The sequence below is a fragment of the Peribacillus simplex genome (assembly GCF_001542915.1).
GTDB lineage: Bacteria > Bacillota > Bacilli > Bacillales > DSM-1321 > Peribacillus > Peribacillus simplex_B.
Window position 1 is genome coordinate 495,811 of the sequence record NZ_LNNH01000012.1, and the last position, 12,300, is coordinate 508,110.

14 protein-coding genes are annotated in these 12,300 nt (G+C 41.2%); 6 read left to right on the plus strand and 8 right to left on the minus strand.

Features of this window, described 5'->3' with window-relative positions:
• Positions 1-150: 150 nt before the first annotated feature.
• Positions 151-303: a small acid-soluble spore protein O gene (gene sspO, locus AS888_RS07465; protein WP_061141523.1), complete on the plus strand. Its 153-nt coding sequence runs from the start codon at positions 151-153 to the stop codon at positions 301-303.
• 84 nt (positions 304-387) lie between these two features.
• Here sspO and AS888_RS07470 read toward each other — a convergent pair whose 3' ends face one another.
• Positions 388-648, minus strand: a complete 261-nt coding sequence (locus AS888_RS07470) for a hypothetical protein (protein ID WP_061141524.1) — start codon at positions 646-648, stop codon at positions 388-390.
• A gap of 114 nt (positions 649-762) precedes the next feature.
• Here AS888_RS07470 and AS888_RS07475 point away from each other — a divergent pair, with 114 nt between their 5' ends.
• The 5 genes from AS888_RS07475 to AS888_RS07495 all read left to right on the plus strand — a co-directional run bounded on the left by AS888_RS07475 (position 763) and on the right by AS888_RS07495 (position 5,384).
• Entirely contained in the window at positions 763-906 is a 144-nt protein-coding gene (locus AS888_RS07475; protein ID WP_061141525.1) for a small acid-soluble spore protein P, read from the plus strand.
• Between the two features lie 212 nt (positions 907-1,118).
• Positions 1,119-1,892: a MurR/RpiR family transcriptional regulator gene (locus AS888_RS07480; protein WP_061141526.1), complete on the plus strand. Its 774-nt coding sequence runs from the start codon at positions 1,119-1,121 to the stop codon at positions 1,890-1,892.
• 170 nt (positions 1,893-2,062) lie between these two features.
• Positions 2,063-3,625, plus strand: coding sequence for a maltose/glucose-specific PTS transporter subunit IIBC (malX, locus tag AS888_RS07485; protein WP_061141527.1), 1,563 nt, complete (start codon positions 2,063-2,065; stop codon positions 3,623-3,625).
• Positions 3,626-3,642: 17 nt separating this feature from the next.
• On the plus strand, positions 3,643-4,836 hold the full coding sequence (locus AS888_RS07490) for a MalY/PatB family protein (RefSeq protein WP_061141528.1): 1,194 nt from the start codon (positions 3,643-3,645) through the stop codon (positions 4,834-4,836).
• Positions 4,837-5,123: 287 nt separating this feature from the next.
• On the plus strand, positions 5,124-5,384 hold the full coding sequence (locus AS888_RS07495) for a PTS lactose/cellobiose transporter subunit IIA (RefSeq protein ID WP_061141529.1): 261 nt from the start codon (positions 5,124-5,126) through the stop codon (positions 5,382-5,384).
• 403 nt (positions 5,385-5,787) lie between these two features.
• Here the strand turns inward: AS888_RS07495 and AS888_RS07500 are convergent, their stop codons facing one another.
• The 7 genes from AS888_RS07500 to manA form a co-directional block, all read right to left on the minus strand.
• Complete coding sequence (locus AS888_RS07500) at positions 5,788-6,687, minus strand: ROK family protein (RefSeq protein ID WP_061141530.1); 900 nt, start codon at positions 6,685-6,687, stop codon at positions 5,788-5,790.
• Positions 6,688-6,708: 21 nt separating this feature from the next.
• Positions 6,709-7,422, minus strand: a complete 714-nt coding sequence (locus tag AS888_RS07505) for a GntR family transcriptional regulator (protein ID WP_061141531.1) — start codon at positions 7,420-7,422, stop codon at positions 6,709-6,711.
• Between the two features lie 205 nt (positions 7,423-7,627).
• Complete coding sequence (locus AS888_RS07510; RefSeq protein ID WP_061141532.1) at positions 7,628-9,043, minus strand: glycoside hydrolase family 1 protein; 1,416 nt, start codon at positions 9,041-9,043, stop codon at positions 7,628-7,630.
• Between the two features lie 89 nt (positions 9,044-9,132).
• Positions 9,133-10,434, minus strand: a complete 1,302-nt coding sequence (gene celB / locus AS888_RS07515; RefSeq protein WP_061141533.1) for a PTS cellobiose transporter subunit IIC — start codon at positions 10,432-10,434, stop codon at positions 9,133-9,135.
• Between the two features lie 27 nt (positions 10,435-10,461).
• On the minus strand, positions 10,462-10,794 hold the full coding sequence (locus AS888_RS07520; RefSeq protein WP_061141534.1) for a PTS sugar transporter subunit IIA: 333 nt from the start codon (positions 10,792-10,794) through the stop codon (positions 10,462-10,464).
• Positions 10,794-11,105: a PTS sugar transporter subunit IIB gene (locus AS888_RS07525; RefSeq protein WP_061141535.1), complete on the minus strand. Its 312-nt coding sequence runs from the start codon at positions 11,103-11,105 to the stop codon at positions 10,794-10,796. Before AS888_RS07525 ends, AS888_RS07520 begins: the two co-directional genes overlap by 1 nt.
• A gap of 204 nt (positions 11,106-11,309) precedes the next feature.
• Complete coding sequence (gene manA / locus AS888_RS07530; RefSeq protein WP_061141536.1) at positions 11,310-12,260, minus strand: mannose-6-phosphate isomerase, class I; 951 nt, start codon at positions 12,258-12,260, stop codon at positions 11,310-11,312.
• Positions 12,261-12,300 lie beyond the last annotated feature (40 nt).

Genomic DNA, 12,300 nt, shown 5'->3' on the forward strand with positions numbered 1-12,300 from the left:
TATATGAAAGTGACGTTTAAGAGCCTTACCCGCCTTCCAATTGGTGAAAAAAACCCCATATACAAGCTGAGAAATTATTCCAACAAAACATATTAGGCAAACATACATAATCATTCCGCATTATCACATTCTATTGGTGGAGGTGTCGAAATGTCAAAACAAAAGGCAAATCATGTCATACCAGGGATGAATGCAGCAAAAGCACAAGGTAATGGGACAGGATACCATGATGAATTGGGAAATGAACCGCCATTATCGGAAGAACAAAGACAAAACAACAAAAAAAGAAAGAAAAACCAATAATATCAATTTTCAGGCATTAATAAGGAAGGCTTTTTGAAAATCACATGTTCAAAAAGCCTTTTCACCCCTCAAATCAGACATCCATCAGTCCTCAGAATTCACTTCTTGGACGATTGCAGAAATATCCTGCTCGAATTGTTTCAATTGATCCCGTTGGTGCTCAGAAGCGGTAACCAAGGCAGTTTGTATTTGCTGGTAAGCCTCGTTCACTTCCTGCTTCACATGCTTCAATTCCGTTCCATAATTCGGTGCCGTCTTTTCGATTGAAGAATATGCATCAAACACCTGTTGGTAACTTTGCTGTGCTTCCTGGAATGCCCTGCGTTTATCTTGTTTATCCTGCAATGTGATTCAGCTCCTTAATTAGTATCACTCATAGGATGTACGAGGGTTACAAATATATGTATGTGAATAAAAATCCCCGAATTGCTTATCTTAAGATATAGGAGGGATCAGCATATGAACAAAAATGATGGCAAAGATATTCGAAAAAATGCACCTAAAGGGAATAACCCAGGTCAACCTGCTCCGTTAAGCGGTTCCCATAAGGTGAAAAATAGACAGCATTCCCGTCAAAAGCATAATAGCGGCCACGATATGTAAGCTGCTTTTTCATTTGATAACGAAGCGGTGCCTGCCATTTGCCAGGCACCGCTCTTTATTTGGATAACGGACAACCATAAGCTTTATCATTAAACCCTTAAAGTGTTTCACCCATTTAAATCGTCTTCTTATAAAAATTACAACTTCCTACTTTTCTATTTTACGATTATGATAGACTATAAGGTCTGATTCCTTATAAAGAGGGTGAGTTCATGCAAGCTTTTCTGAAGCGTTTATCCCAGCAGCGGGAACGATTGAGCCAGTTAGAGATGGGCGTGTTAGAGTACATATTGCATCATCATGAAATAATTGTGCATATGAATTTAGATGAATTAGCGAAGAAGCTTTTTGTATCCACGGCAACCATAAGCAGGACATGCCAACAGTTAGGTTTTCGTGGATTTCAAGATTTGAAATACTCATTCATAAAAGAAACGACCAAAGAGACCCATAATATTGCTTCTTCTCGTTCTGAAGCCTTAAGTAATCATATTGATCGTTTCAAGCAGGAAATTGAAAGTACGATTGATTATATTGATGAAGGAAAAATAATCGAGGCTGCAAAGTATATACATATAAGTAAGCATGTAGAGTTCTTTGGTGTAGGAAATTCACTGCCACCTTGTGTCGATGCAGCAAGGAAATTAATGTTCTCGGGGAAAATAAGCAGTGCCCGTGAAGATTGGGATGAATTGAGAAGCGTTGCCAATAGTTTACGTGCAGATGATTTGGCGATCTTGGTTTCGTATAGTGGGGAAACGATATACACATTGGAATACGCCTCCCTGTTAAAGAAGCGCAACGTTAAAACCATTTCCATCACAGGACAACATAATAATCGGTTACAGCAAGAGGTGGATTTATCTTTCCAGGCACACGTAATGAATCGCTATTATGGTGAATTAGATATGAGCTCGCGCTTCCCTTTGAGCATTATTTTGGATTTCATTATTTTAACCTATCTGGAGAAATATAAAGATTCCTAAAAGACCCGTAGAAAATGCCACTGCATTTTACGGGTCTTTTTCCTTGAACGGGCAGAATTGTTTGAATATACAAAAAATGTACACACATACATCTAGTCTGTCAACGGTTGATACTTTTGATCCTCAGTGTATATTAAAGTTATGTTTATCCGCCGGAAGGAGTCAGAATAATGAAAAAGAATAAACGTCTAAAATCACAGCTTTGGGAGTTTTTCCAAGGACTAGGCAAAACGTTCATGCTGCCGGTTGCTTTATTGGCATTCATGGGGCTCATATTAGGAATTGGAAGCTCGTTCACTAGCCCGACCACTATCGAAGCCTTTCCCTTCTTGAATAATTCTTTCCTTCAGTTCATCTTTAGTTTCTTGGCGACGATAGGTGGCTTTGCCTTTACTTATTTACCTGTACTTTTCGCAATGGCCATTCCAATGGGTCTGGTACGCTATGAAAAAGGTGTAGCTGCTTTCTCAGGCTTTACTGGATATGTAATCATGAACTTAGCCATCAATTTCTATTTAACTGAAACGGGAACTTTAGCAAATCCTGAACAATTGCGCCAAGCTGGCCAAGGAATGGTAATGGGGATCCAAACCATAGAAACAGGTGTACTGGGGGGCATCATTGCTGGGATTACCGTGTATTTATTACATAATCGTTTCTATGAAATTAAATTGCCGGACGCTTTTGCCTTTTTCGGAGGAGCACGGTTTGTCCCTATAGTTACCGCATTCACATTGTCGATTGTGGGTCTGCTTCTTCCAATGATTTGGCCCATTTTCGCCACAGCCATCGCTTTCATCGGTACCATCATTAATAAATCAGGCATGTTTGGCCCGTTTTTATTCGGTGCCGGTGAACGTTTATTACTTCCTTTTGGCCTGCACCATATCCTGGTCGCGATGATCCGCTTCACGGAAGCTGGCGGGACAGAAGTTGTCAATGGTAAAACGATTTCGGGAGCATTGAATATATTCTATGCCCAATTACAAAGTGGAAGTGCAATCAGCCCTGCTGCAACGGCTTTTTTATCACAAGGTAAAATGCCCACTTTCATGTTCGGGTTGCCAGGCGTTGCATTAGCCATATATCATACGGCTCGGATCGAAAACCGTACGAAAATTAAGGGGTTATTAATATCAGGAGTGATTGCCACTGCTGTTACAGGTATTACAGAACCTATTGAATTTTTATTCTTGTTTGTAGCCCCCGCTTTGTTCTTAATTCACGCCATTATGACCGGTTTAGGATTTATGATTATGGCGTTACTGGGCGTGACCATCGGGAATACAGATGGCGGTTTACTCGATTTCTTAATTTTTGGTATCATGCAGGGATTCGCTACAAAATGGTATCTCGTTCTTGTCATTGGACCGATTTGGTTCGGGCTCTATTATATGATTTTCCGCTATGCGATAGTAAAATTCAATTTAAAAACTCCGGGACGGGAAAAGATGAGTGATGACCCTGCCAATGATTCTGCTATTACGAAAGGAACAAGCTACAATGCCCAAAAAGTATTATCTGCCCTAGGTGGTAAAGAAAACATCCAATCATTGGATAATTGTGTAACCCGCCTTCGTCTCGTCGTGGATGTAATGGACAAAGTAGACGAAAAAATCTTGAAAGAAGAATGTGGCGCTCTTGGAGTTGTGATTCTCGATGAGCATAATTTACAAGTCGTCATCGGGCCGCAAGTCGGCCTATTAAAATCACAAATTGAAAAAATTTCATGAAAATGGAGTTGTAAATCATGCAGCACGACTTTAATGAAACAATTGATCGCAAGGGGACATTTTGTACCCAATGGGACTATGTGGAAGATCGATTCGGAGAGAAAGACCTTCTCCCCTTCTCGATTTCCGATACCGATTTCGGATGTCCACCTGAAATTTTGCAGGCCATCCAGCAACGATTGCAACATGGAATCTTTGGATATACACGCTGGAACCACTCACCATTCAAAGACGCAATCACCAATTGGTATAAAAAAAGATTTGTTTGTCCCATTGAAGCAGCTTGGATTACTTATAGTCCCTCCGTCATTTACTCCGTTTCCAAGATAATCGAGATCATGACGGCCGTGGACGATCACGTTGTCATTCAAACACCGGCGTATGATGCATTCTTTAAAACGATCCAAGATAATAAACGCCTGATATCAAGTAATGAATTAATCTATCATGAAGGAACATACTCGATCAATTTTTCGGATCTAGAAGAAAAACTAGCCCATCCAAAAGCAAAAGTGCTACTACTATGCAGTCCGCATAACCCTACAGGCCGTGTCTGGACTCGTGATGAACTGAATAACATCGTAGCCCTTTGCAATCGATATGATGTATACATTATTTCCGACGAGATTCATATGGATATCATCCATGAAGGGAATGCCCATACACCAATCATTCATTCGGCTATTGATCCAAATAGATTGTGCATCTGCTCTTCAGCCAGTAAAACATTCAATACTCCAGGGTTAGGAGGTTCATACTGTCTCATACCAGATAGTAGTATTCGTGAAGCCTTTCTTGTTTCCTTGAAGAATAAAGATGGGCTATCCAGTGCCAGCGTATTTGGAATGGAAGCACTGATCACCGCTTATAATGAATGTGAATATTGGGTAGACGATTTAACGGGGTATGTACACGACAACTTACGGATCATTCAAGATTTTTTAAAGGCACACTTACCGATGCTTTCTTTCCATATACCCGAATCCACCTATCTCGCTTGGATTAATGTGTCGCAACTCCCCTTTTCCAGCAATCAAATACAGGATTCCCTTGTACATCATGGGAAAGTAGCGATCATGCCTGGCGAAACATTTGGAGAATCAGGGCGCAGTTTTATCAGATTGAATGTGGGTTGTCCAAAATCAAAGCTATTGGAAGGTCTCGACCGGTTAAAAAAAGCGATAGACTATTTGGAGAATCAAGAGAAATGAGAAGCAAGGATTTCTAGCAACCTGGTTTTCTGAATTGACTAGATACGATTTACGGTAAAGGTGCATCTCTCATGAAAAGCAACGGACTGTAGTCGAATACAGATAGAGTCCTCCGTCCATTAGAAAACCCCCAATGGATATATGTCCAAAGGGGGGTTATTCTTGGCTGTTTAAGGTACTTCACCGATGGAAGATTCGGGAATTGCATAGATATGATAGTCAACTCCTCTTGCGATTGCAGCTTTTTTCATTTTTGAAACAGCCAACGAAGGAAAACTATAGAAGGAATGCAATCGGCAGCACTCCAAATCATTTCCTACTCTGGAGAGGCAAAGAGCCATTTTGTCGAAGCCATTCGTGAAGGCCGGTCCGGTAATTATCTAATCGCGATTCTATTAGGACCCCAAGTGAAACTCATGAAAAAGGCAGCTGAAAATACAGCTGCACCGTATGGGATTCCTGTGGATGTCATCGATCTTAAATCCTATGGAACAAGCAGGAACAGAGGCAAGAATCTGGGCTATCTAAAAAAGACCAGGTGCCGCTAACACCTGATCCGAACAACTACCTGCTTCCATTGATTTGTATATTTTGTAAATGTTGAAAAAGGGACCCGCTCCACAGTTAGATGATCGGAGGCAGAACCCCAGAGGAAAGCCTGAGAAAAATGGCGGTCACGACAAACTTACGCTCCTTAGTTACGAATAATTAAAGGTGATACCAATGGTGGTAAACCAGGCTCATACATTTGGAATCTATCCAACTAACAAACAAGTAGTTCTCATAAAAATTTATCGATAACTTCATTGTTAATAATTGACCTGAACGGCCCATTTCCCTCTAATGATCGGAAGAGTCCTTTAATGAATGCAGCCAGAATTTATTGTCTGAATGACGGGGGTAGCCCATATCCCCTTCAATCAGACAGTTAAATCGATAAGCGGCGGTAGTTCAAGTCATCCCCAGCTTCATTTCTTTTTGATAAGCAAGATCCGCGAGCAGAAGTGAACCAATAATTCCAGCGTCGTCCCCTAAGCCGGGCTTTACAATATAATCGGATATTTCGGTTTCAAGTTCTGGAAGTGAAACATACCCTTTCAGTACTTCCTTCACCTGATTTCTAATCATTTGGAAAATGGACTCCTGTTTACCGACTCCGCCCCCAAGGATAATTTTCTTAGGAGATAGGATTAATATGTATTGGGCGATTGCCTGAGCTAAATAATAGGCTTCCAGTTCCCATACTTCATGCCTATCCGCTAATTGACCAGCAGGTTTTCCCCATCTTTCCTCAATGGCGGGACCGGATGCAAGACCTTCCAAACAATCCCCATGAAAAGGACATTTGCCTTTATATGAATCTTCTGGGTGCTTTCGAACCATGATATGACCCATTTCCGGATGAGAAAGCCCTTCCAATAATCGACCGCCAACCACTGCACCGGCTCCAATTCCCGTGCCTACGGTTATATATAAACAACTATCCATTCCCGCAGCTGCTCCAAATCTTGCTTCCCCCAATGCGGCTGCATTTACATCCGTATGAAAGCCGACAGGTACTTTACATTCCTTTTTAATCGTTTGTAAAAAGGGAAAGTCCTTCCACCCTGGCTTTGGTGTAGTCGTTATATTTCCGTATGCCGGACTGGCAGGGTCAATGTTGACCGGACCGAATGAACCGATTCCAATCGCTACTAGCTCGTATTCGGAAAAAAAACGGATAACTTCCGGTATGGTTTCCTCAGGAACAGTCGTCGGAATTTGTATTCGCTTCCTCACATTTCCTTTTTCATCACCTACGGCACAAACAAATTTCGTTCCCCCTGCTTCAATCGCCCCATATAACCTCACGGCTCCACTCACCTCATGTTTTTATTTGCGGATGGTCACTGTCGTAAAAACGAATTTATCATAACGGTGCCTGGAAAAAGAATATTCAAAAGGCAAGCCATTGTTTAAATAGCCAACCTGTTCAACCTCCAATATCGGGTCATCCGGCAAACACTCTAAATGAATTTGATCCAGTTCATTAGGTTTATCTGCTCTAATTTTCCGATGTGCACCGCCAATTTTCAATTCAAGTGTTTCATGAATATAATTATAGATGGATGCTTGTAACACTTTTTCTGTGATTCCTGGAATCATCGATACCGGCATATATGTCCTCTCGATGACATATGGCTCACCATCCACTTTTCTAAGTCTGATTATGTGATACACTGGTGCATCCTCGCTAATTGAAAGCTGTTCGGCCACTTCCTTTTCTGGAAATTGCACATCAAAGGCGATGATCGTGCTTGTTACATTTCTGTTCGGAAGCACATTAGACAAACCGAGGGTTTCCTCACTGATGACATTCACCTTCTCGTCATTTACAGGTGATTGGACAATAAATGTTCCATGCCCCCGTTTTCTGAAAAGCAGCCCTTCCTCCACGAGAATATCCAGGCCTCTTTTCATTGTCATCCGGCTGCATTCGAATTCTTTAGCAAGCGTGATTTCGTCAGGGATCGGATGATCTACCCGATAAAACCCTTCCTTGACCCTTTTTCTCATTTCAATTGAAATTTTTTCATATTTATTCATTTTTATTCGCTCCTACTTACAAAAAACAATACAGTTTAAGTCATCCGCTTTTTCCATTATAAGAAATCAGGGTTATCACTGTAAAGAATCGATTTTTCTGAAAGTTAACGCATCTTCCCTTACAAGCAGGTCAAGGGAGACAAATACTTCCAAATCCAGTTCCATCAGGCATCAAGGAAAGATTGCGTATTCAGGCCCCGATTTTTTAAAACCCGTTCATATTTGCCACTTTTTTAAACCAATGGCCGCTCTTTTTCACTGTTCTTTCAGCATCTTTTTCCAGATTGACAGAAACGAAACCATATCGATTTTTGTAAGCATTGCTCCAAGACCAATTATCCATGAAAGTCCATAAATGATACCCCCATACATTCGACCCTTCGCTTATGGCTTTATGAACCCACTTCAAATGTTCGCTTATGAACTCGATTCGGTAATCATCCTGTATCATGCCATTTTCATCACGGAAGCGTTCTTCCCCTTCCACTCCCATTCCATTTTCAGAAATGAAGCATTCGATATTCCCGTAGTTTTCTTTTACATTCATTAAAATATCATAGATTCCCTTTTCGTATATTTCCCAGCCGCGGTGGACGTTCATTTTTCTTCCGGGCATTTCATAATGATCAAAATACAGTTCAGGCAAAAATGGAGCATCAGGGTTACGGGCATGTTCCTTTGCCTTTACACGTCGAGGCTGATAATAGTTGATCCCTAAAAGATCGACGGTATTTTGCTGGATTATATCCAAATCGCCAGCTGCCATAGCAGGCATGAACCCTTCTGTCTTTAAGATGGCAACCAGATCTGATGGGAATTCGCCTTTAACGGAAGGATCCAGGAAAGACCGGTTGAAAAAGGCATCGGCAATCTTTGATGCTTTTAAATCGGCTGGATTCTGGCTTCGCGGGTACGATGGCGTCAAATTCAATATAATCCCGATTTTGCCATCCATATTCATGTCCCTATACTTTTTGATCGCTTTTGCGCTGGATAAAATCGTATGATAACCAACTTGTACCGCTTTTTTAAAATCGACGATATTCGGATAATGAAAATTGTATAAATACCCGCCCTCTACCGGGACAATAGGTTCATTATGCGTGAACCACTTTGCAACACGATCTCCGAACAATTGGAAGCATGTCGCAGCATAACCTTCAAACGCATCGACGGTGTCCCTGTTTTCCCATCCTCCGATGTCCTGCAGGGCCATGGGCATATCAAAGTGGTATAAATTGACGAATGGTTCGATGCCCGTTTCCACCATTTCATCAATGACCGAATTATAAAAATCCACCGCTTTCTTGTTCACTTCCCCTTTTCCTTTCGGGAACATACGTGACCATGAAATCGATAACCGGAAAGAGTTATGACCAATTTCCTTCATTAACTTTATATCTTCTTTATACTTATAGTAAAACTGAGAAGTGTCCTGAGGTCCGACGGCGTTGAAAAAACGATTGGGCTCAATTTCATACCAGTGATCCCATATGTTTTTGCCTTTTCCGTCTATATCTGCTGCACCTTCCGTTTGAGTGGCCGAAGCAGATGATCCCCACCAAAAACCTTCTGGAAAATGATATTGTAATTTTTCAGTCGTTTCTTCTTTCAGTTTCATCCTTAATTTCCCCCATTCTTTTTAAACCGGAAACAGTCATGGCATGCCGAATCTGGTTTACGTTTTTTTGTATCTTCCTGCCCTGGTGTTTAAGAAGCCTTGTTTTGATTTTCCGCTTCTCTTTCTTTTTTCACATTCGTTTTATCCAATGCTTTTAGGAATGGAAACCAGATGACGAATACGATCAATAAATTAACGATTTGCAACAAAGAGCCCCTGAAGCTATTGGTCGCAAGGTAACCACTTATTCCGATTGGCACCGTCCATGGAACGGTGACACCTGTTGGTGGTGGGACAATTCCAGTTGCCATGGTGAAATATGTAAAGCCTGTAACCACCATTGGTGCAATAATCCAAGGGATGACAACGATTGGATTCATCACGATCGGCAGCCCAAAAATAATCGGTTCATTCACGTTAAAGATACCCGGTCCTACACCAAGCTTTCCTACTTGTTTCATTTGCTTGCTCTTCATGAACCATAAGATGGCGATGACGACCGCCAATGTCATCCCAGTACCACCCATACCTACAGTAAAGACTTCTATGAACGGTTTAGAAACAATATTCGGTAACTCTTCCTTTCCTCTAAAAGCTTCGAGGTTTTCGAGTGCAAGAGTTGCCCAGATGGGATCCATAACAGAGTTGATGATGATTTGACCATGTAAGCCAAAGAACCACAAAACCTGTATGAAGAATACAGCGATCAAAGTAGGGATGATTCCACTACCTAAACCAACAAGGGGCGCCTGAATCACGTCATAAATAAAATCATGTAAATTCGTATGGAATCCTAGTGTAACGATTACATTTACCGCTAAGAAAACCGTTAACGTGATTAAGGCAGGCAACAGGGCAGCGAATGATTTTGCAACAGCTGGGGGTACACCTGCAGGCATTTTAATCGTTATATCTCTTTGAACGATTTTCCGGTAAATTTCACCGGCAATAAAAGCGGAGATCATTCCGAGAAACATTCCTTTCGCACCAAGCCGGTCAAGTGGGATGACATTAGCGACCGTTTCTCCTGATTCCGCCTCAATCACAAACGGGGTTAGGATTAGAAAGGAAGCAAGAGCGATAACTCCACCAAACACAGCTTCGACATCATAGCTCTTTGAGAGGAAATATCCGATTCCGAAAACAACGAACACCGACAGAATTCCCATCGTGGCCTGTGAAGCGATTGCGAATGAAGATTGCATGGTCATGAGGGAATGGTCACTTAAAAATTGGTTTAAAAAGGGCAAATTAGTTAAAACGACAAATATCGAACCGAATATCGTAAGTGGGAACGCTAACATAAATGCGTCCCGTAAAACCGATAAATAGCGATTGTTATTTAGCTTCCCCGCTAGTGGAATGAGAAACTGACTCAGCTTGTCAAACATAGTAGACCCCCCATTATAGATGAATGATCAGATATTTTTTGCTTTGAAAATATCCAGTAACTCTTTTACTAGTTCCTTCATCGTCAAAGTTGACATCAGATGGTCTTCAGAATGAATGAATAGCATCGAAATTTCCACCTTTTCACCCTGTGCTTCCTTTTGAACCAATTGGAAGTGAACGTCGTGAGCAACAGCCAAATCCTGCTCTGCTTGAGCAATCAACAATTCCGATTCTTCCACGTTCCCTCCGCGATATTCACGTAAGGATTGAATCACCTTGCTGCGGGCATTGCCACTATATAAAATCAATTGAAAATTAATTTGTTCGCTCGTGAGGTCTTCCAACTTCATTTGCTCCATCATTTATTACCTATCAAGGAAATAGCTTGATCATACGCTTTTTTACCATCTGCCATTCCATAAGCCATCATATCGATTACATCTACCTTGATATTGTATATGGATGCCTCTTTTTGAAGTTCCCCCTTAAGGAAACTCATTTGCGGTCCGATTAGCACTACATCCGCATCTGCCATTTCTTTCTTCGCTTTATCCTGGCCAACCGCCCAGATTTTTGCATCTTCGCCTATCGATTTGGCGTGCTGCTCCATTTTAGTAACTAATAAGCTCGTGGACATTCCAGAACTACATGCAAGTAAGATTCGATTCATACTTATTACCTCCCCTTTTGTATTTTTTTAACAATCATCTAAAACGCTTACATTTATTATTATGATCATTTTATTATAAATGTCTAGACATTTAATTAAAATACTATTCAGTTTTTTTAAAAAAGGCTTCATTTCTGAATTTATCATATGAATGTTTCTTCCTTTAAAAAAACCACTCAAGCTTTCACTTGAGTGGTTTTTTGCTTATATAAAACTCGTAATCCATTCCATTTCTCCAGATGCAATCAATTCCTTCAGTTCCCGCGTCATGATCAAGTGGTCTCCTTTTTTCACTTCCATCACTTCACTCTCGGATTCGATTTTTCCAGTTCCTTCAATGATGCTGATTAATTGGAAGGTGCCTCTCCCTGCTAACCGATATCCTGTTCCTGATATTTTATGATGAACGACAGAGAATTCAGGAACTTCAATGAGGAATGTTGTTTCCCCTCCAGCAGCCGTTACCGTTTGTGATGCATGAATTGTCTGAGAATCTGGGACTGTCGTTACCTGTAGTGCTTTCTCGAGATGCAGTTCACGTTTATTTCCTTCTGAATCCGTTCTGTAATAATCATATACCCTATAGGTTGTATCGGAAGATTGTTGGGTTTCTAAGATGACGATGCCTTTCCCGATTGCGTGAACGGTCCCGCTTTTTACAAATATGAAATCTCCGCGCTTTACAGGCTGTTTTTGCAGCAGGTCGTCCCACCTTTCGTCCGATGTCAGCTTCACCATTTCTTCTTTTGTTTGAGCTTTATGACCAAGGATGATTTCTGAATCAGGTTCTGCGTCAATGACATACCAGCATTCTGTTTTTCCGTACGGTTCTCCTTCTAGTTCTGAAGCCTGTTCATCATTAGGATGAACCTGGACGGATAAATCATCGTTTGCATCGAGGATCTTAATGAGCAAGGGGAATTCTTCCATTTTATAGTCGCCAAATAGCTTGCTGCGATGGTTTCTCCATAATGCAGATAAGACTTCTCCTTTAAACTCGCCCTCTTCAACGACGCTTTCTCCGTGATGATGAGCGGATATTCCCCAGCATTCACCAATCGGGCCTTTCGGAATCGAGTAATTGAAATCCGTTTCGAGCTTTCTTCCTCCCCAAATTCTTTTTTGAAAAATTGGCTTAAGTTTTAAAATGGTCATGTATTCGCTCCCCTTTGCTAATATGTATTTTGATAATGAG